Raw genomic sequence first — 19756 nt, 5'->3', positions numbered from 1 at the left:
GCTTATCCCCAGCGCGCGACGAGCTCGTGCTCCAGATGCAGCTGGTCCAGTATCCTGGCGACGATGAAGTCCACCAAGTCTGCCACCTTGTCGGGGCGGTGATAAAAGCCCGGCGAGGCGGGGAGGACGGTGGCACCCATGCGGGCCAGTTTGAGCATGTTTTCCAGGTGAATGACCGAGTAGGGCGCTTCCCGCGGGACCAGAATGAGCGGGCGCCTTTCTTTCAGCACCACGTCGGCCGCCCGTTCCAGCAAATCGTTGCTGTGGCCCTGGGCGACCGCGGCCAGGGTGCCGCTGGTGCAGGGGCAGATGACCATGGCGCGGGGTACGCTGGAGCCGCTGGCCAGCGGGGCGGTCCATTGATCGCGGCCGAAGACGGTGAGTTGACCGGGGCGGGCGCCGTAGTGTTTGCTTAAGCTTGCTGCCATGGCGGTGGGACGGGCGGGGAGTTTCCGGTCGGTTTCCATGCTGATGACCACCCGGGCCGCCGCCGAGACCAGGAAATACACCTGCTGGTCCAATTGCAGCAGGCATTCCAGCAGGCGCAGGCCATAGGCGGCGCCGGAAGCGCCGGTCATGGCCAGGGCAATGGCATGGCGGCTCATGGTCCCCCCAATGCTTCGAGCAGGCGTTCGTGGATGCCGCCAAAAGCGCCGTTGCTCATCACCAACACGTGGTCGCCGCTGCGGGCCGATGCCAATACGGCGGCCACAATGGCGGAGACATTGTCGAAAACCTGCGCCGGGGCCGGGCTGCTCCGGGCCACGCCGTGGATGTCCCAGGTCAGATCCGGCGGCTGGAAAATCAATACTTCGTCGGCGCCGGCAAAGGCCGCAGCCAGGCTGTTTTGATGTACGCCCATGCGCATGGTGTTGGAGCGTGGTTCGAGGATGGCGACGATACGGCCGGCCTGGCCTACCCGGCGCCGCAGCGCCGCCACCGAAGCTGAAACCGCGGTGGGGTGATGGGCGAAGTCGTCGTAGACCGTCACGCCACGCGCCTCGCCCCGCCGCTCCAGGCGGCGCCGGACTCCGGTGAAGGCCGGCAGGGCCGCCAGGGCCTGCCGGGGGGGTACTCCGGCGTGGCGGGCCGCTGCCACCGCAGCCAGGGCGTTGTGCACATTGTGGGCGCCCCATTGTGTCCAGCTCACATCGCCCTGCGACTCCCGGCCCCAAAACAGCTCGAAACGGCTGCCGTCCGGCTCCAGCAGGCGGGCCGTCCATGTACCGTCACGGGGCGTTGCATCCACCGCGAAGCGTTCTACCGGTGTCCAGCAGCCTTGCTGCAGCACCCGGCCGAGGGCCTCATCGCCGGTGGGGGCCAGGAGCAGGCCGGTGCCGGGCACGGTGCGGACGAGATGATGAAATTGCCTCTCGATGGCGGCAAGATCAGGAAAAATATCGGCGTGATCGAACTCCAGGTTGTTCAAAACGGCAGTGCGCGGCCGGTAGTGGACGAACTTGGAGCGTTTGTCAAAAAAGGCGCTGTCGTACTCGTCCGCCTCCACCACAAAGAAAGGTGCCTCGCCCAGGCGGGCGGAGACACCGAAGTTTTGCGGCAGGCCGCCGATCAAAAAGCCCGGTTTGAGGCCGGCATAGTCCAGAATCCAGGCCAGCAGGCTGCTGGTGGTGGTCTTGCCGTGGGTGCCCGCCACGGCCAATACCCAGCGGCCCTGCAGGACGTGGTCGGCAAGAAAAGCCGGCCCGGAGGTGTATGGCAGGTCCCGGTCCAGCACATGCTCGACAGCAGCATTGCCCCGGGACAGGGCGTTGCCGATGACCACCAAGTCCGGTTCCGGTGACAAATGGGACGGCAAATACCCCGATTGTACGGCGATGCCCTCCTGCTTCAACAAGGTACTCATGGGGGGGTAGACATGGGCATCAGAGCCGCTTACTTCAAAACCGAGTTCCCGCGCCAGGAGGGCGAGCCCCCCCATGAAGGTGCCGCAGACGCCGAGCAGGTGTACGTGCATAAATTATTGATCAGTAGAATAAAACAGTCGTCAGCCGGTAGGCGATATACGCATACACCAGGGCCAGTGCCGCACCAACGTAGAACACCGTTGACAAAGCGTGGCGCAGGATGTAGGCAATCACCGCCAGATCCCAGGCCATCCAGGCCAGCAACATCAAGGCCGGCAGGCTGGCATCACTGCCAGAGGCCTGGGCGCGCTGATGCCAGGCCACCACGGGTACGGCAACCAGGCCCAGCAGGGCGCCCGTGCCGGTGAGCGCAGTCAGGGTTTGAACGAAGCGTTCGCCGAACATCCTCACCCATAACACCGCCCGCGTGAGCGCGCTGAGCAGCACCACGTCCAACAGGGCCGCAGGAAAGGCATGGGCACCGCCCAGCTGTAGCGCCGCAATCATCAGGCTTACCGCAAAATACCCAACAGCGGTGATGCCCAGCAGGGTCCACGATGCGGGCAGGTTCTGGGGCGCCGAATTGAAAGTGCAGATGGTCCAAAATGCCTTGATAAAACCTGTCAACATCCGTTCCCCGCCTTAAGCTGGCGCCGATCCCCTGCCGCCCCGTGCGTGGAGGTCCATGTGGCGCGCGCTGGTTTTAGTCCACCAAGTATAAATTCTTAGCAGGCTGAACACTAACAAAGCCTGTCTCAATCTTCTGATGGGGGGATCCCCGTGGGCGTGGTGGTTGACCTTGGGCCGTCCTCCCTGGATCATGCACCCAGCCTCGCCGTGCCCAGTGTTATGTCCCACCCACCTCGTTCCATGCCTGACCCCAAACGCGCTTTTCCGTGGCGCAATGACAATTGCTTCGAGTTACTGAGCGAGGGCGAACGGTTTCTCCCCGTCATGGTGGCCGCCATCGGTGCTGCCCGCTCCCATGTTCTGCTGGAGCTGTATTTGTTGACGTCGGGCCGGGTGTTGAACCGATTCATCGAGGCTTTGCTGGGGGCCAGCCGGCGGGGTGTGCGCTGCTGGGTTTTGGTGGACGGCTTCGGGGCCAGGGGCTTGCGGCCCCGTGATCAGGAGCGCTTGCGTCAGGCCGGCGTGGCACTGGTTTGGTACAACCCCCTGCGCTATGGTGCCCTGTTCGGCAATTTCGTGCGCGATCACCGCAAGATTCTGGTGATCGACGGGCGTGTGGCCTTCACTGGCGGATTCGGTTTTACCGATCACTTTATCCCGGCGGGGTCTGCGCGTTCGTATTGGCGCGAAGTGGCGGTGCAGGCCGAGGGACCGGTCGTGTCAGACTGGCAGGCTCTGTTTGCTGCCACGTGGAAACGGGTGACCGGCGAGACGCTCAGACTCCACGCGCCGGCGGTGGTCGTCAGTCCGGCCGGTCAGGTGGGGCGGGTGGCTTGCAGCCGGGGATTTCTGTTGCCCGATATCCAGCGTGCCTGGCTCCATCACATCAGCCGGGCCACGCGGCGGGTGTGGCTGGCCACGGCCTATTTCGTACCCTCCATGAAAATGCGCCGTGTCCTCAAACGGGCCGGTCGCCGCGGTGTGGACGTGCGCCTGTTGCTGCCCGGACCGATTACCGATCACCCGGCCGTTCGTCACGCCGGGCGCCGTTTTTACGGGCGGTTGTTGCGCCACGGTGTGCGTATCTTTGAGTACCAGCCCCGTTTTGTGCACATGAAAATCACCCTGTGCGACGATTGGGTGAGCCTGGGTTCGGCCAATGTGGACCACTGGACGGCACGCTGGAACCTGGAAGCCAACCAGGAAATCTTCGATGCCGGTTTCGCCGCTGAGGTGGCGGCCATGTTACTGCAGGATTTTGCCGCATGCCGGGAAATCACCTGGGAATACTGGTCCCACCGGCCTTGGTACCGGCGCTTGTTGGAGCGCTTCTGGGGTTGGGCGGATGTGTGGGTGTTACGGCTGTTCGGGCGGGGCCGCTTGCACCGGGCGGTAGTCAAACGCCTGGGCCGGTAAGTGTGGTGAACTTGATCTGTACTATTAACCCGGCAATTAGGATTGTCGGGTTAATAGCGCGGCACAGGGATGTGCCGCCATTGGCGCAAGTCAGTGCGAGCCCGCGAAATACCAGCCATTTCGCACAATGGCGCCCGTATTTCGCGGGCGGCAATCAAACAGGTCAGCACGACCTGTTTGATTGCCGGGTTAATAGAATATTCTGAAGTTCCATTGTTTGCCTGTCGGCGCTGAGGAGGCGTTCACCATGACCACCGAGCGACTGATCAGAATCATCGCAGGGGGGATTATACTGCTGTCCCTTCTGCTCGCCGCCCTGTTCAACGGCGTCGAACTGCTGAGCGGGCCCACCTGGCTGTGGTTTACCGCCTTCGTGGGCGCCAATCTGCTGCAGTCCGGTTTTACCTGTTGGTGCCTGATGGAAAGTTTGTTACGGAAAATGGGTGTGAAGCCCGGCTGCGGAGAGCAGAAGCGTACTCACCATTCGCCGTCTACGCCAAGGTAAACGGAAGGTTCGAGCAGGCGCTGCTGCCCCTCATCCACCATCATGCGCAGTTCCAGGCCGCCCAGTTCCATGCCCATTCCGGCGCCGCTGTGGTCCACTTTGAGATTGAACTCCAGCCGGGACGACAGGCGGCGGTACCAGCGCCAGGCCGCCTCGCTGGCCCGGTCGCCGAGGCTGGCAGATGCCGGGGAGGAGGGGGGCTTGTACATTGGGGGCGGGAGCGGGGTGACGGTGGGCCCGAGGTAGTCGGCCGTCAAGGGGGACAGGGAAATGCAGGGGGCGGAACCCAGTCTGGTGCCGTCGCACCACACCAGGGCCTTTTTGACCACCATGGCGGCTTCGGCCTGCGCGGCCGTTGTGACCACGACCCCCAGACCAACCAGTATGGCCAGTATCAGCAGCCAGTCGGGTTTGCGATGGATGTTACGGTGACGCATAGCGAATCTACCCACATACGGTTTGCGTCTGCGCGTCCGTCCAGACCTGTGACCCGCTCCTTCGAGGCAAAGTATCTATCGGACACAAAAACGCTTCCGTTAACCGGTTCTCGTTTTGGTCATTGCTGCATCGCAGCACGATGGGGCTGAATTGGTACTAGTTATGCTTGTAGTTTGGGTCGAGCCAGCAGCGGGGCAGCGCCTCGCCAGAGGGAAAGATCAGCTCTGCCTTGGCGAAATCCGCCGCTTCCTGCAGTTCCTCTCCGGCGTGAAAACGGCCTTTTACGGTGGCGTGGCAGGGATCGGCCAGGGCAGCCGTATCCAACACCTCCACCAGGGAACCGCTGCTGCGATGCTTGAGGTACATAACCGTTATTCTCCCGATCAAACGGTCGTCACAATCACAGGTCAGGCTGCTGGGCTGCCGCAAACTATAACCACTTTTATTGTGAGTGTATAGCCCTCCATGCACAAAAACCGACAATATTTTTTATTTTTCGGGTTTTTTCGTGGTGACGCTGGATTTCCCGCCCCCAGACTTTGTCATACCAGGGGCGTGTGCAGGGAATACGCCCGCCAGCCGGCGCTAACGTGGACCATTGCGCCACCTGCACCGGAGCGACAAAACAGTATGTGAATTTTGTGACTGGATAATTAAGCCCGGCAGTCGATAAAGCAAGCGAGTTTTTTCGCGCCCCAAGTCAGGAGACACAGAATATGAACCCATTGCTACAGCTTAGAGAATTTGGACAAAGCGTGTGGTATGACAACATCCACCGTGGTCTGCTGCGGTCCGGCGAATTGGCGGCCCTGGTGCGCGACGACGGGGTGCGGGGTGTGACCTCCAACCCCACTATCTTTGAAAAAGCCATCGCCGGCAGCAAGGAGTACGATGAAGCCCTGGCACAGCTGGCGGGGGGCTGCGCTGCGCCGCGAGATGCGTTCTTTGCCGTGGCGGTGGCGGACATTCAACAGGCCGCCGATATTCTGCGTCCTGTGTATGATGAGAGTCAGGGTCACGACGGTTTCGTCAGCCTGGAAGTCTCGCCGGATCTGGCCTACGACACCGCCGGCACCATTGCCGAAGCCAAACAGCTGTGGGAGCGGGTGGACCGGCCCAATCTGATGATCAAAGTTCCCGCCACCGCGGAGGGTGTGGTGGCTTTCGAGGCGCTGGTGGCCGAAGGCATCAACGTCAACGTGACGCTGTTGTTCGCCGTGTCCCGCTACAGGGAGGTGGTGGACGCTTATCAGGCCGGTCTGGAATCGCGCATGCGCCGCGGTCTGCCGGTGGCGGGTATTGCCTCAGTGGCGAGCTTTTTTGTCAGCCGCGTCGACAGCGCCGTGGACAAAGCCCTGGCGGACAAGCTGGCCGCTGGTGCTTATGAAGACAGCGAGCAGGTGCGCCGCCTCATGGGCAAGATCGCCATCGCCAATGCCAAAGTGGCCTATGCCTGGTATCAAACCGCCTTTTCCGATGCGCGCTTTGAAAAACTCAGTGCCGCCGGCGCCGCGCCCCAGCGCCTCCTGTGGGCCAGCACCGGCGTCAAAAACCCGCACTACAGCGACGTGCTCTACGTCGAAGCCCTTATTGGCGACAACACCGTCAACACCATGCCGCCAGCGACACTGGCCGCCTTTCGGGACCACGGGCGGGTGGCAGCGACCTTGACCCAGGGTCTGGACCAGGCCAAAAGTCAACTTAGCGCCCTGGGCGCCTTGGGCATCGATCTCGGTGCGGTGACTGACAAACTGGAAGAGGACGGCGTCACGGCCTTCGCCAAATCCTTCGATGGTGTATTGGCGGCGGTGGCGGAAAAATGTGCTCCCGCCGGTCTCAAACACCACGCCGCCGGCTGATCTCCGGGCCGGCTTGTCTTAGAATGTGAGACCCCGCAACTGAGCGGGGTCTTGTTTATCAAGCGTCCTCTATTCATGCCAGAGTGGACTGACATCGCCCGGCAACTGTCTGAAGCCACCCGCACCGCCTTCACGCCGCGTGAGCAGCGCCCCGTAAGCGGCGGCTGCATCAATCGCGCCTACGTTATCGGCGATGGGCGGCGGCGTTACTTCGTCAAGCTCAACGACGCTGCCGCCGTGGACATGTTCGCCGCGGAAGCCGAAGGCCTTGAGGCCATTATCCAAAGTGGCACCGTGCGGGTGCCCCGTCCCTGGTGCTGGGGGGTGAGCGGCCGTGAGGCCTTTATTGCCCTGGACTATCTGGACTTCACCGGCCGTTCCGGTGGCGATGCCGAGTTGGGGGAGCGCCTGGCCGCCATGCACCGCCACACCCGGACCCGCTATGGCTGGCACCGGGACAACACCATCGGCGCCACGCCCCAAATCAATACCGAGGAGGATGACTGGGTTACTTTTTGGTCGCGCCACCGCCTGAAGTGGCAGTTGGATCTGGCGGCCGGCAAGGGTTATGGTGGTAATCTGCAGCGACTGGGGGAACGGTGCCTTGCTGCCCTGCCGGCCTGGTTCCGCGGCTACAGCCCGCCGGCGTCTTTGTTGCACGGCGATCTGTGGTCCGGCAATTACGCCTTCACTGCCGCCGGACCGGCCGTTTTCGATCCCGCTGTCTACTACGGTGACCGCGAAACGGACCTGGCCATGACAGAGTTGTTCGGCGGCTTTGCCCCGGATTTTTATGCCGCCTACCGTGCGGCCTATCCCCTGGATGCCGGCTACAGCGTACGCAAGACGTTGTACAACCTCTATCACGTCCTCAATCATCTTAATCTGTTCGGCGGCGGTTATCGTTCCCAGGCCGAAAACATGCTGGCGCGGCTGCTGAGCGAGATGACTTGACAGTTGTTGAAATGCGCCGTTGTTCAACAAGCTGTGTGCGGTGTATAGCTGCACTGTCATGTTCAATGACGATAAGTCATTGAAAATGTGAGGCCGCCGCCAAGGCCTTGGCGGCAGCCGGCGTTGAAAAAGGCCAGGAGGGCTTTTTTCAACATCCTGTAATATAGAGGCTGTCATCACATGCCAGAGAAGAACCAGATTTTCAAAGTCATTTTTTACAATCAAGACAAGCTTTACGAAGTTCATGCCCGGCAGGTGCACCAGGCCCCCATACTGGGCTTTGTGGAACTGGAGGACTTGATCTTCGGCGAGAAGTCCGGCGTGCTGGTGGATCCCAGCGAAGAACGCCTGAAAGCCGAATTCGCCGGCGTCAAACGCACCTGCATTCCCCTGGGTGCCATCGTCCGCATCGACGAAGTGGCGCGCGAGGGCGCCAACAAAATTCACCCCGCGGGCGGCAGAAGCAGTAACGTCACCCCTTTCCCTTCGCCCTTCTTTACCCCGCCTTCCGGCGACAACAAGTAAAGCTGCCTGACGCGGCGGCAGGGTGCAGCGGTTCAGCCGCTGTGCATGCGGGCCTCGGCCCAGTCCAGTACGGGCTGGAGGCGGCCGCCCAGCAGCGTTCTGGCTTCGGCTGGCGAGACCCAGCGAAATTCGTGATGCTCGGGACGGCCCAGTTTCGGGTTGACGGGGAGACGGACCTCGCCCCGCGGCGCTTCGGCCAGGTAGTAGCGGGCCACTTTACCGCGGCCATAAGGGCCCGTTTCGATGTAATCGTGGCCCCAGGTGAACACCAAGTCGGTGAGCCCCGTTTCCTCTTGGACTTCCCGTAGCGCCCCCTGTAAGGGGGCTTCGTGGGCTTCCACCAAGCCCTTGGGGAAGTCCCAGTGGCGATAGGCACGCAGTAGCAGGTAGCGCCGCGCGGGGCCGTGGCCGCGGAGTACCACCACCCCGGCCGACAGGGTGCGGTCCTCAGCATTCAAGACGCTGCCCCCCGGCATCGAACCAATGGGCCTCGTCCAGCCTGAGCCCCAGCTCCAGGCGTTCGCCGGGGCGGACGGTGGCGGGCCCGGGCAGGCGTGTGGCGAACACGGCCTCGGTGCCCGTGGCCGCTTCCTCTTCCGGTGTGTACGGGGCGAAGGGGGCGGGGAAATAGACGATTTTCTCGAAACCCAAGGATTCCACGGTGGCCACTTCCACGCTTACCCGGGCCGGGGCCTCACCCGTCACGAAGGCCTCCGGCCGCAGGCCCAGCACCAGTCCGCTTCCCGCCGTCAGGTCCGGCGGCAGTCGCGGCAGGGGCAGGCGGCGCTCGCCCCAGCGCAGCACCCAGCCCGCCTCCGCCCGTGCCAGGACGGGGTGAAAGAGGTTCATGGGCGGGCTGCCCAGGAAGCCGGCGACGAAGGTGTTGGCGGGGCGGCGGTAGACGTCGTCGGGCGGACCCAGTTGTTGCAGCACGCCGGCGCGCAATACCGCCACCCGCTGGCCCAGGGTCATGGCCTCCACCTGGTCGTGGGTGACGTAGAGGGTGGTGACGCCCAGGCGCTGCTGCAAGGCGGCAATCTCGGCGCGGATGCGCACCCGCAGCTTGGCGTCCAGATTGGACAGGGGCTCGTCCATCAAAAAGGCTACGGGATCGCGCACCAGGGCCCGGCCCATGGCCACCCGCTGGCGCTGGCCGCCGGAGAGTTCGGCGGGGCGCCGCGCCAACAGTCCGCTCAGGCCCAGCAATGCGGCGGTGTGTGCCACCCGCGCCTGTTGTTCGGCCTTGGGCAGTTTCCGCATGCGCAGGGGAAAACGCAGGTTGTCGCGTACGCTCATGTGAGGATAGAGAGCATAGTTCTGGAACACCATGGCCAGATTGCGGCGCTGGGGCGGCAGCGCGTCGACGCGGCGGCCGTCGATGAGGATGGCGCCGGCGCTGGGTGTCTCCAGCCCGGCCAGCAGGCGCAGCGCGGTGGATTTGCCGCAACCGGAGGGTCCCAGCAGCACCAGAAATTCGCCGTCCGCCACCTCCAGGGAAAGCTCCCGCACGGCCCAGGTGCCGTCGGGAAAGCGCTTGCTCACCTTCTGCAATGCGATGGCCGCCACCGCCTTCAGCCTTTGATGCCCGTGGCCGCCACGCCGCGCACGAACCAGCGCTGGAACAGCACGAACACCACCAGCACCGGGCTCACCATCATCACCCCGAAGGCCAGAATGTCGCCCCAGGCCAGGGGTGGCAGGGTGTAGAACATGGCGATACCCAACGGCAAGGGGCGTACCGCCTCGCCGCTGGTGACCAGCAAGGGCCACAGGAACACCCCCCATTGCATAAGGAAGCTGAGCACCGCCACGGTGGCGAATACCGGTCTGGCGTTGGGGGCAATGACGAAGAAGAAGGTGGCCAGGGGCCCGGCGCCGTCCAGGCGGGCGGCCTCGTCCAACTCCTTGGGCAGGTCCAGGAAGAAGCTGTAGAAAAGATAGACGGAGAAGGCGTTGGCCACGAAGGGCAGGATCTGCACGAGGTAGGTGTCGCGCCAGCCCCACAGGGTGACTTGGTAGAACAAGGGCACGGCGATGGCCTCGAAGGGGATGATCAACAGGGCCAGCACCAGGGCGAACAAGGCGTCGCGGCCGGGCCAGGTGAGGCGGGCGAAGGCGTAACCGGCCAGGGCGTTCACCACCAGCCCGGCAGCGACGATGCTGCCGCTGATGACGGCGCTGTTGAAGAAATAGCGCAAAAAATCCACCCGCCGGAATACATCAAGGTAATTTTCGAAGGTGAGAGGTGCGGGCAGAAAGGCCTTGAGGCTGCCCGCCTCCACCAGCACCCGTTCATCGGGTTTCAGACTGCCGGCCACCATCATGGCGATGGGGGCGACGGACAGCACCGCCCCCGCCGCCAGCAGCAGATAAAACGCCAGCCGCTTCATTCCAGTGCCCGCTCCTGCCGCACCAAGTGGCGCTGTACCCCGGTGACGGCCAGCACGATGAGGAAGAACACCACGCTCATGGCGGCGCCCAGGGCCACCTGCTGGCGGGAGAAGGCCGCCTGCACCGCCTCGTACATCACTGTGGTGGTGGCGTACCGGGGCCCGCCCTGGGTCATGATCTGCACCTGATCGAACAGCCGGAAGGCCAAAATGGTGGTCACCAGCATTACGAAGATCAAGGTGTTGCGCAGCCCCGGCAGGGTCACGTGCCGGAACTGGGCCCGGCGCCCGGCTCCGTCCAGGGCCGCCGCCTCGTAGCGCTCCTCGGGGATGGCCTGCAAGCCTGCCAGCACGATCACCATCTGAAAGCCCACCCCCTGCCAGATGGAGGTCAGCATAATGGCGGGCAAGGCCCAGTCGGGATCATGGAGAAAATCCCGCGGTGTCCAGGCCCCCAGTGTCACGGCGCCCATAAAGGCGTTCAACATGCCATTGGGGCCGGGGGCGTAGATCAGGATCCACACCACCGCCACCAGCGACATGGGAAACACCACCGGCAAAAAGAACAGGGTGCGAAACAGCACCCGCCCCCGCAAGGGCTGATTGAGCAGCAAGGCCAGCGCGAGGGCCAGGGCCGTCTGCAGCGGCACCACCACCGCCGCGAACAGCGCGTTGTTGGTGAGGGCGCGGACAAAGACAGGGTCTTCGAGCAGGCGGCGGAACTGGGTCCAGCCCACCCATTCCAGGGGCAACGGTGAGCCCAGGCGGGCGTTGGTGAAAGCCAGCCCCACCGCCAGCAGGAAGGGCCCGGCCACGAACACCGCCAGGCCCCCCAGGGCCGGGGCGCAGAGCAGATATGCGGCCAGGGCCTCGCGGCGGCGGCTCATGGCGGCGGATAGCCCCGGTTGTCGGCGATGTCGCGGTCAATCAGGGCTGCCGCCCGGCCGAGGGCGGCAGCCGCGTCGGCGCCGTTGCGGATGTCCACAAAAGCCTGCTGAAAGGCGCTGGTAATGGCCGGATAGGCCGGGGTGGGCGGGCGCGGCACGGCCTGACCTGCCAGCAACTGGCGGGCGAACAGGCGCAGCGGTCCGCCCTCGCCATACCGCGGCGAGCGGCTCAGGGCGGTGCGGGTGCCGGGCACGGCGCTGTTGGCCGCGGTCATGGCCAGCACTTCTTCCGGCCGCAGCAGGAACTGCAAAAAGGCTGCGGCCTCCCGGGCCCGGGCGCTGTCCCGGCGCACGGCCCAGGCCCAGGAACCCTGGCCGGTGCGGCTGCCGTGGCCGAAATCAGGCAGCGGCAGTACCACCAGATCCGCCCCCGCCGCCTCCCGGTAGCGGCGGTATTCCCAGTGTCCCGCCCAGGACAGGGCCACCCGGCCGCTGGTGAAGGCAGCGTCGTCCACGTTGGGATCCACGTAAGCCCCGTTGAGCCAGCCCTGCACGCGGCGCAGCGTCGCCACCGCCGCCGGGCTGTCCAGTACCCCGCGGGCGTGGCGGTAATCGCGGCGGTCGATGAGATCGGCCCCGGCGGAGACCAGCAGCGGTGAGAAGGCGTAGGTGTACCACTCGCCGCCGTAATTGAGTTTGAGATCCAGCACCGCACCGTCGGTATCCCGCGCCGCCAGGGCCGCGAGAACGGCGTCGAATTCGGCCGCTGACCAAGCCTCCTCCGCCCCGGCGGGCAGGCGCAGCCCCGCTTCTTCCAGGGCGCTGCGGCGGCCGTAGAGGCCGAGTCCGGAATCGAACACCCCCACTGCGTAGAGCCGTCCGGCGTAGCGCCCCTGGGCCTGGAGGCTGGGCAGCAGGTCCGCCACCAGCGTCGCGGGCAACAGCCCGTCCAGGGGGGCGATGTGACCCTGCCAGGCGTAGTTGGCCACGTAGGGCCCGTCCAGCTCCAGCACGTCGGGCAGTTCCCCCGCCAGGGCCGCGGCCTGAATCTGGGCGTTGTAGGTGCGCTCGGGCAGGAAGCTGAGACGCAGCGCCAGATCCGGCCGTGCCTCCTGGAAACGCGCCACCTGGGCCTGCAGGGTGGCGCGTTCTGTCTCCTGGCCGGCGTGGGCCCAGACGGTGAGGGCCGCCGGGGCGGGCCCCTTGGCCGGTGGCGGTTCGTCGGATTTGCCACAGCCGGGCAGGCCCGGCGCCAACAGCAACGTCAGGGTGGCCCAGGCGACGATGTGGCCTGCCTTGTTCATGGCCTCTCCTTTGCCCGGCCCGACGCGCCGGGTTATTGTTTAATCGATGCGCCGCGGCCAGGCCAGCATCAGCAACAACAGCCCGCAGCCCCCCAGGGCCCAGGCCGCCAGCGGCGCCGGGCCCAGCATGCGCGGGGCGAAGCCGTCCAGACCGGTGAGGAGGGCGGCGCCCACGATGAGGCTGCTGCCCACGATGGCCAGGAACAGGCGTTGATGGCCCTGGCGCACGGTGCGCCGCAGGGACTCCAGTTCCGGACTGCGGCTGACGACCTGCAGCTGGCCGGCATCGGCCCGTTTGAGCACCTCATAGGCCAGGGTGGGGATTTCCGGCAGATGTTCCGCCCAGCGCGGGGCGTTTTCTTTGACGCCGCGGGCGAAGGCTCTGGGTCCCAGCTGCTCGTTCATCCAGCGTTCGAGAAAAGGCTTGGCGGTTTTCCACAAATCCAGTTCGGGATAAAGCTCGCGTCCCAGGCCCTCGATGTTGAGCAGGGTTTTTTGCAGCAGCACCAGTTGCGGCTGCACCTCCATATTGAAGCGGCGGGCGGTCTGAAACAGGCGCAGCAGCAACTGGCCGAAGGAGATTTCCTTCAGCGGCCGCTCGAAAATAGGCTCGCACACGGTGCGGATGGCGGACTCGAATTCGTCCACCCGGGTGCTGGGCGGCACCCAGCCCGATTGCACATGCAGCTCGGCCACGCGGCGGTAATCGCGGTTGAAGAACGCAACGAAATTTTCCGCCAGATACCGCTGATCCATGGGATGCAGGGTGCCCATGATGCCGAAGTCCACGGCGATGTACTGGCCTTGCGGGGAGGCGAAAATATTGCCGGGGTGCATGTCGGCATGGAAAAAACGGTGCACGAACACCTGGGTGAAAAAGATTTCCACGCCCCGGTCGGCCAGCAGCTTGAGGTCCACGTTTTGTTTTCGCAGGGTCTGGATGTCGCCGATGGGAATGCCGCTGATGCGCTCCATCACCATCACCTCGCGGCGGCTCAGGGGCCAGTGCACCTCGGGCACGTAGAGCAGGGGGGAGTTCAGAAAATTGCGGCGGAGCTGCGAGGCGTTGGCCGCTTCGCGCAGCAGGTCCAGCTCGTCGAGGATCGTTTTTTCGTATTCGTTCACCACTTCCACGGGCCGCAGGCGGCGTCCCTCGGGCCAGTAGCGCTGGGCCAGTTCGGCGACGATGTAAAGCAGGCTCAAATCGCGCTCGATGGTGGCGCGGATGCCGGGCCGCACCACTTTGACCACCACGTCGCGGCCATCGTGCAAACGCGCCGCGTGCACTTGGGCGATGGAGGCGGAGGCCAGCGGCGTTTCATCGAACGCCGCAAACACGCGGTCGGTGGATTCGCCCAGCGCTTTTTCCACGATGGCGCGGGCGTCCCGGCCCGGAAAGGGCGGTACTTGGTCTTGCAGGCGGGCCAGTTCGAGTGCGATGTCCTCGGGCAGCAAGTCGGGCCGGGTGGACAGCATCTGGCCGAATTTGACAAAGATCGGTCCCAAATCCTCCAGCGCGCGGCGGATGCGTACGCCCCGCCCGCCCTCGGGCCGGCGCAGCCAGTTCCACGGCAGGAGCACCAGCAGAAAACGGACGGGGCGAAACAAGTGGGCGGCGAGCACGATTTCGTCCAGGCGGTGGCGCACCAGCACGCGGTTGATGTGCAACAGACGCCAGAACTGGCGGGGGCGGACGAAAATCAACGGCTTGTTCTCCTTGTTGGACCGCTCACCGGCGCTTTAACCGGCGACAAAAGTGTTACTCGCACAAGGTGCATCACGCCGTCTTGATTCCCCTCCTTGAAAAGGGGGGTTGACAGTCGGCACCGTCCCTACCAACGGATTTCCCGCCGCGCTCAGTTCTGCGCGCGCGCAGCCAGAGTGTTACGCAAACGCTGCACCCGCGCCGCCAGGCGATCACTATCCGCCCGCAGCCGGTCCACCAAGGCGAGGAATTCCTCCACTTCCCGCCGCTCCGGCAGGGCGCGGGTTTCTTCCTGCAGGTACTCCGCCACGTCCTGTCCCAGGCTGTCTGCCGCCTGCTTTCCCCAAGAGAGCACGCCGCGAACGAAATTGCCCACTTGATGGGCCGTCACATCGCCCACGATGCGGGAGAGTTGTTCCTCCCAGTCGATGTTCACCTCCCTGAGGACGTCTTCCATGGTCTGGCCGAGTTCAAGATCGCCGAGAATTTCCACATCACCCGCAAGCAGCGGACCGCGTTGCCCGCCGCCCAAACCCAATCGCGCCATGGACAGGGGGGTGCCGCGTAGTGTGGCGTGCGGCGCGCCCTCAAAGTCCGACAGCAATTGGATGCCGCCGGGACCGGGTGCGAGATAGAACACGAGATTGAGGCCGCGCAGTTCCACGGCGATGACTTTGCCCGCCACAGCGGCCAGGCGGGGTGCCACAGACGGGTCCAGCAGCAGACAGCGGTTCAGCGCCGCTTCGATGCCGGCCAGGGCCAGTGTGGGAAGCTTGAGCGCCTCGCTCACAATTTGTAACCCCGGTGCAGGGCCACTACGCCGCCGCTCAGGTTGTAATAATCGCACTGGCCAAAGCCAGCCGCCTCCACCATGCCCTTGAGGGTGTTTTGATCCGGGTGCATGCGGATGGATTCGACCAGATAGCGGTAGCTGTCGGCATCTCCCGTCACCACCTTGCCCAGGCCGGGCAGCAGTTTGGAATACGCGTCGTATAACGGACCCAGACCCGGCAGCGCCGGTTTGGAGAATTCGAGCACGATCAAACGGCCCCCCGGTTTGAGCACGCGGTGCATGCTGCTGAGGGCCATGGGAATGTCGGTGACGTTGCGCAGGCCGAAGGCGATGCTGACACAATCGAAGCTGGCGTCGGCGAAGGGCAGGTACTGGGCATTGGCCTGTACGTAGCCGATGTTGCCCACCAGGCCCTTGTCGGTCAGCCGTTCGCGGCCTCGCCCCAGCATGGCGCCGTTGATGTCGGTGGCCACCACCAGGCCGCTGTCTCCCACGCGCCGGGCGAATTCGGCGCTGAGATCGCCGGTGCCGGCGGCCACGTCCAACACCTGTTGCCCGGTGTGCACGCCGCTGAGCTCGATGGTGAACCGCTTCCACCAGCGATGAATGCCCAAAGACATCAAGTCGTTCATTACATCGTAGCGGTCCGCGACTGAATCAAACACGGCGCCCACTTTGCGGGCTTTTTCTTCCACCGGCACTTCTTCGTAGCCGAAGTGGGTGGTGCGGGGTTTTTCTTCCACGCTCACGTGCCGGGTTCCTTGCGCTGATAACCGGAGGCGGCCAGTTGGTTTAAATACGCAGGCCACAACTCATCGTACCCGGCGCCAAGTTTGTACAACCAGGCCCAGGTGTAAAGGCCGCTGTTGTGGCCGTCACTGAAATGCAGCTTCACGGCGTATTGGCCGATGGGTTCGATAGCGGTGATGTTCACCTCTTCTTTGCCGATCTGCAGCACCTCCTGGCCGGGGCCGTGACCCTGCACCTCGGCGGAGGGGGAGTACACCCGCAAGTATTCGCACGGCAGCTTGAACCGGGCGCCGTCGTCGAAGACGACTTCCAGCACGCGCGAGGCGCGGTGCAGGCGGATGTCGGTGGGTGTGGCGTTGCTCATCAATAGTTTTCGCAGTCTGTGTTCTTCCCCCTTTTGGGGGGAAGCTTGGGATGGGGGTGGGCACATGGAACGCTGTGCCGGCCTTGGGTTTTCCACCCCTTCCCTCACCCACCCCCTTAAGAGGGGGAGAGAAGAATAGATCACGGTCACAAAATATACCGGCTCATGTCTTCATCTTGCGCCAAGACTTTGAGCTGTTGATCGACGAAGGCGGCGTCGATGGACAAGGTTTCACCGGAGCGGTCGGCGGCGTCAAAGGACACTTCTTCCAGCAAGCGTTCCATGACGGTATGCAAGCGCCGCGCGCCGATGTTTTCCGTGCGTTCATTGACCGACCAGGCGATCTCGGCGATGCGTTTCAAACCGTCTTCGGTGAAGGTCACGTTCATCCCCTCTGTGCCCAGCAGCGCCGTGTATTGCTCGGTGAGTGAGGCATCAGGTTCGGTGAGTATGCGCACGAAGTCGTCCACGGTCAGCGCGTTCAGCTCCACCCGGATGGGCAAACGCCCCTGCAGCTCCGGCACCAGATCCGAGGGCCGGGACAAATGAAAGGCGCCGGAGGCGATGAACAAGATGTGATCGGTTTTCACCATGCCGTGCTTGGTGGATACGGTGGAGCCTTCCACCAGCGGCAGCAAATCCCGCTGCACCCCTTCGCGCGACACGTCCGGGCCGCCGGCATCGGAGCGGCGGGTGATTTTGTCGATTTCATCGAGGAAGACGATGCCGTTTTGTTCCACGTTTTCCAGGGCGCGGGCTTTGATGTCTTCCTCATTGACCAGCTTGGCCGCCTCGTCGTCGGTGAGCAGCTTGATCGCTTCCCCCACCCGCATGCGCTTGCGCTTGGTGCGCCCGCCGGAGAGGTTCTGGAACATGCCCTGCAGCTGGCTGGTCATTTCCTCCATACCGGGCGGTGTCATGATTTCCACCCCCACCGGCGCGGCGCTCACTTCCACCTCGATTTCCTTGTCGTCCAGCTCGCCCTGGCGCAGCTTCTTGCGGAATACCTGCCGCGTGCCCGAGGCCTCCGCCGGCTGCTGGATATTGGTGCCCCCCCGTGCGGGAGGCAGCAGGGCGTCCAGCACCCGTTCTTCGGCTGCGTCCTCCGCCCGGTGGCGGACTTTTTTCATTTCCTGCTCGCGGGTGAGCTTGATGGAGATTTCCACCAGGTCGCGGATGATGGCTTCCACATCCCGGCCCACATAGCCCACCTCGGTGAATTTGGTGGCTTCCACCTTGATGAAAGGCGCATTGGCCAGCTTGGCCAGGCGGCGGGCGATTTCCGTCTTGCCCACCCCGGTGGGGCCGATCATCAGAATGTTCTTCGGCGTGACCTCGGCCCGCAGGGCCTCATCCAGCTGGGCACGGCGCCAGCGGTTGCGCAGGGCAATGGCCACCGCCCGCTTGGCGGCCGCCTGGCCGACGATGTGTTTGTCCAGCTCCTGGACGATTTCTCGGGGTGTCATGGACATAGACAAAGCATTCCTCGTAAGCCGCAAACAAACAGTCCCCCGCTCCTCAAAGAATGGGAGAAGGCGACTTTATTTCAATGTCGCCCGGATGCGGCGCGGCGGAATCCGGGAACAGGATTATTCCGCCGCCGTTCCCAGTTCCTCAATGGTCAGATTGTGGTTGGTGTAGACGCAAATATCCGCGGCGATCCCCAAGGCTTGTTCCACAATGGAGCGTGCATCCAGCTCGGTATTCATCATCAAGGCCCTGGCGGCTGCCTGGGCGTAGGCCCCGCCGGAGCCGATGGCCATCAACTCGTGCTCGGGTTCCACCACATCGCCGTTGCCGGAAATCATCAGCGAGGTCTCGCTGTCGGCCACCACCAGCATGGCTTCCAGGCGCCGCAGCATGCGGTCCGTGCGCCAGTCCTTGGCCAGCTCCACGGCGGAGCGCACCAGATTGCCGGAGTGCTTCTCCAGCTTGCCCTCGAAGCGCTCGAACAGGGTAAAGGCGTCCGCCGTGCCCCCGGCGAAGCCCGCCAGCACCCGCTCGTTGTACAGCCGGCGCACCTTGCGGGCATTGCCCTTCATCACCGTGGACCCCAGCGACACCTGACCGTCACCGCCCACCACCACGTGGCGGCCACGGCGTACCGATAAAATTGTTGTGCCTCGAAATTGTTCCACTGGCCTGCATCCGCTCAAAAGAGCGTTATTTTAGACACTATGTTCTGGCCTGCCCAACTTCAACGTGCGTGGCTTATGTTGGGGACGGGAAATCAGTCCCGACACAGAGTCACATTGAGGAGGACAGGTCACGGCAGAGTTTAACGTAAAAGAGGTACGGATAGAGACAGTAGCGGCCGTGGGCTTGGTCCGGCCGTCGGACCCGGGACAGCGGTACGCCGCGCATGTGGGGCCGGGCGTGCCCCAGGCGACGATCGCCGTGGCGGTGGCCGGGTTTGGGCGGGATGAGCCCGGGTACTGGGGAAGATCAAACACCAGTGCGGACGCTGCCGCAAGCTCACCCGGGCCGGCTGGAACACCAGGCTGGTATGCGTGGCCTCGCCCGTGAGCTGATGGGGTTTATCTGGGACATCGTCTGCCGGGAGATGGCGAAAATGAAGGTGGCAACGCACTTGGCGGGTGACCATCAAACAGCTCAGGGCGGGTTGTTTGATGGCCGAGTCAATAACTAAAAAGAGGCCCCCAGGCGCAGGTAGAGGTGGTTGCCGCCCCCGGAGTCGAAGCCGTGGGCGTAGCCCAGGCGCAGCCGGAAATTGAGCAGATAGAACACATTGGCATCGGCCACCAGCTCCACCCCGGCGCCGGTGGCCCAGCCCTCGGGGCCGCCGTCTCCATCCCAGGTGGCGCCGCTGTCCACGAACAGCTTGCCGGACAGTTGCTCCAGGCCCATGGGGGGTGCCATGATTCCCCGTTCGATCAGGCTGAGCGGAAAGCGCCACTCCCCGCTTGCCAGGGCCAGGCGGCGGCCGCTGAGCCGGGGTAGGCCCTCGGGATAACCCCGCAGGGCATAGGTCCTCTGATTGAACGGTGACGGCTGCAGGGCCGCAGCCGCGGCGTTGGGCACCACGGCGGTGCCCCGGGCGCTGTCGCTGCCGCCCAGGCGAAAGGGCCGGGGCGCCGCCGTGCCCCAGCCGGCCACGCCCCGCAGTGCCAGGGTGTGGCGCTGACCCAGGGGAACAAATTCGCGCCAGTCCAGAGTATAGACGGCGCCAGTGTAATCCCCCCCCAGCACCTCGCTGTCTTCCGCTACCAGGGTGATATTGCGCCCCTCGGCGCGGCTGATGGCCAGGGGTGGGAAGTGGGTGGAGTCGTAGCTCAAGGCCAGGCCCAGCACATTGTCTTCGGTATCTGCCAGCGCGCCGACGCCAGGCGCGGTCCAGGCGTCGCTCTTTC

General features: G+C 64.3%; 21 protein-coding genes. 5 read left to right on the top strand and 16 right to left on the bottom strand.

The annotated features are described in order from the left end of the window. Positions 1-2: 2 nt before the first annotated feature. From ENJ19_05715 to ENJ19_05705, 3 genes are read right to left on the bottom strand one after another with little or no spacing between them, the layout of a single operon-like run. On the bottom strand, positions 3-605 hold the full coding sequence (locus tag ENJ19_05715; protein ID HHM05223.1) for a UbiX family flavin prenyltransferase: 603 nt from the start codon (positions 603-605) through the stop codon (positions 3-5). Next, the gene (mpl, locus tag ENJ19_05710) at positions 602-1975 is read right to left on the bottom strand and encodes a UDP-N-acetylmuramate:L-alanyl-gamma-D-glutamyl-meso-diaminopimelate ligase (GenBank protein HHM05222.1); all 1374 of its coding nucleotides are present in this window, start codon (positions 1973-1975) and stop codon (positions 602-604) included. The genes ENJ19_05715 and mpl overlap by 4 nt, the downstream gene beginning before the upstream one ends. Before the next feature lie 10 nt (positions 1976-1985). Next, positions 1986-2495, bottom strand: coding sequence for a hypothetical protein (locus tag ENJ19_05705; protein HHM05221.1), 510 nt, complete (start codon positions 2493-2495; stop codon positions 1986-1988). 240 nt (positions 2496-2735) lie between these two features. On the opposite strand from ENJ19_05705, the gene ENJ19_05700 reads away from it, so the two are divergent. Together ENJ19_05700 and ENJ19_05695 are read left to right on the top strand one after the other, a co-directional pair. Then, the gene (locus tag ENJ19_05700) at positions 2736-3911 is read left to right on the top strand and encodes a phosphatidylserine/phosphatidylglycerophosphate/cardiolipin synthase family protein (protein HHM05220.1); all 1176 of its coding nucleotides are present in this window, start codon (positions 2736-2738) and stop codon (positions 3909-3911) included. 247 nt (positions 3912-4158) lie between these two features. Beyond that, on the top strand, positions 4159-4416 hold the full coding sequence (locus tag ENJ19_05695) for a DUF2892 domain-containing protein (GenBank protein HHM05219.1): 258 nt from the start codon (positions 4159-4161) through the stop codon (positions 4414-4416). On the opposite strand, the gene ENJ19_05690 is transcribed toward ENJ19_05695, so the two are convergent. Together ENJ19_05690 and ENJ19_05685 are read right to left on the bottom strand one after the other, a co-directional pair. Next, entirely contained in the window at positions 4389-4853 is a 465-nt protein-coding gene (locus ENJ19_05690) for a hypothetical protein (protein ID HHM05218.1), read from the bottom strand. The two genes, ENJ19_05695 and ENJ19_05690, sit on opposite strands and share 28 nt — an antisense overlap. Before the next feature lie 157 nt (positions 4854-5010). Further along, positions 5011-5220: an acetyltransferase gene (locus tag ENJ19_05685; protein ID HHM05217.1), complete on the bottom strand. Its 210-nt coding sequence runs from the start codon at positions 5218-5220 to the stop codon at positions 5011-5013. A 350-nt stretch (positions 5221-5570) separates the two neighbouring features. On the opposite strand from ENJ19_05685, the gene tal reads away from it, so the two are divergent. The 3 genes from tal to ENJ19_05670 all read left to right on the top strand — a co-directional run bounded on the left by tal (position 5571) and on the right by ENJ19_05670 (position 8192). Continuing rightward, a complete protein-coding gene (gene tal / locus ENJ19_05680) occupies positions 5571-6713 on the top strand; it encodes a transaldolase (protein HHM05216.1) in 1143 nt (380 codons plus the stop codon). 75 nt (positions 6714-6788) lie between these two features. Beyond that, positions 6789-7667, top strand: coding sequence for a fructosamine kinase family protein (locus tag ENJ19_05675; GenBank protein HHM05215.1), 879 nt, complete (start codon positions 6789-6791; stop codon positions 7665-7667). A gap of 180 nt (positions 7668-7847) precedes the next feature. Continuing rightward, positions 7848-8192, top strand: a complete 345-nt coding sequence (locus ENJ19_05670) for a DUF1820 family protein (protein ID HHM05214.1) — start codon at positions 7848-7850, stop codon at positions 8190-8192. A 32-nt stretch (positions 8193-8224) separates the two neighbouring features. Here ENJ19_05670 and ENJ19_05665 read toward each other — a convergent pair whose 3' ends face one another. The 11 genes from ENJ19_05665 to hslV all read right to left on the bottom strand — a co-directional run bounded on the left by ENJ19_05665 (position 8225) and on the right by hslV (position 18523). Next, the gene (locus ENJ19_05665) at positions 8225-8668 is read right to left on the bottom strand and encodes an NUDIX domain-containing protein (protein HHM05213.1); all 444 of its coding nucleotides are present in this window, start codon (positions 8666-8668) and stop codon (positions 8225-8227) included. Further along, complete coding sequence (locus ENJ19_05660; protein HHM05212.1) at positions 8640-9758, bottom strand: ATP-binding cassette domain-containing protein; 1119 nt, start codon at positions 9756-9758, stop codon at positions 8640-8642. The genes ENJ19_05665 and ENJ19_05660 overlap by 29 nt, the downstream gene beginning before the upstream one ends. Before the next feature lie 5 nt (positions 9759-9763). Next, a complete protein-coding gene (locus tag ENJ19_05655; protein HHM05211.1) occupies positions 9764-10582 on the bottom strand; it encodes a carbohydrate ABC transporter permease in 819 nt (272 codons plus the stop codon). Then, positions 10579-11469 carry a sugar ABC transporter permease gene (locus ENJ19_05650; GenBank protein HHM05210.1) on the bottom strand — a complete coding sequence of 297 codons (891 nt, stop codon included), beginning with the start codon at positions 11467-11469 and terminating at the stop codon, positions 10579-10581. The genes ENJ19_05655 and ENJ19_05650 overlap by 4 nt, the downstream gene beginning before the upstream one ends. Beyond that, positions 11466-12773, bottom strand: coding sequence for a sugar ABC transporter substrate-binding protein (locus tag ENJ19_05645; protein ID HHM05209.1), 1308 nt, complete (start codon positions 12771-12773; stop codon positions 11466-11468). The genes ENJ19_05650 and ENJ19_05645 overlap by 4 nt, the downstream gene beginning before the upstream one ends. A 39-nt stretch (positions 12774-12812) precedes the next feature. Further along, complete coding sequence (gene ubiB, locus ENJ19_05640; protein ID HHM05208.1) at positions 12813-14474, bottom strand: ubiquinone biosynthesis regulatory protein kinase UbiB; 1662 nt, start codon at positions 14472-14474, stop codon at positions 12813-12815. 155 nt (positions 14475-14629) lie between these two features. Beyond that, positions 14630-15325 carry a sterol-binding protein gene (locus tag ENJ19_05635; protein ID HHM05207.1) on the bottom strand — a complete coding sequence of 232 codons (696 nt, stop codon included), beginning with the start codon at positions 15323-15325 and terminating at the stop codon, positions 14630-14632. Continuing rightward, on the bottom strand, positions 15265-16014 hold the full coding sequence (ubiE, locus tag ENJ19_05630; protein ID HHM05206.1) for a bifunctional demethylmenaquinone methyltransferase/2-methoxy-6-polyprenyl-1,4-benzoquinol methylase UbiE: 750 nt from the start codon (positions 16012-16014) through the stop codon (positions 15265-15267). Before ubiE ends, ENJ19_05635 begins: the two co-directional genes overlap by 61 nt. A gap of 2 nt (positions 16015-16016) precedes the next feature. Next, positions 16017-16385, bottom strand: a complete 369-nt coding sequence (locus ENJ19_05625; protein HHM05205.1) for a DUF971 domain-containing protein — start codon at positions 16383-16385, stop codon at positions 16017-16019. 146 nt (positions 16386-16531) lie between these two features. Then, positions 16532-17857: an ATP-dependent protease ATPase subunit HslU gene (gene hslU / locus ENJ19_05620; protein ID HHM05204.1), complete on the bottom strand. Its 1326-nt coding sequence runs from the start codon at positions 17855-17857 to the stop codon at positions 16532-16534. Positions 17858-17974: 117 nt separating this feature from the next. Beyond that, positions 17975-18523: an ATP-dependent protease subunit HslV gene (gene hslV / locus ENJ19_05615; GenBank protein HHM05203.1), complete on the bottom strand. Its 549-nt coding sequence runs from the start codon at positions 18521-18523 to the stop codon at positions 17975-17977. Positions 18524-19756: the final 1233 nt, after the last annotated feature.

The organism is Gammaproteobacteria bacterium (assembly GCA_011375345.1).
Taxonomy (GTDB): Bacteria; Pseudomonadota; Gammaproteobacteria; order DRLM01; family DRLM01; genus DRLM01.
The sequence above is the reverse complement of the archived record's forward strand: the minus strand, read 5'-3'. Positions and strand labels throughout refer to the sequence as shown.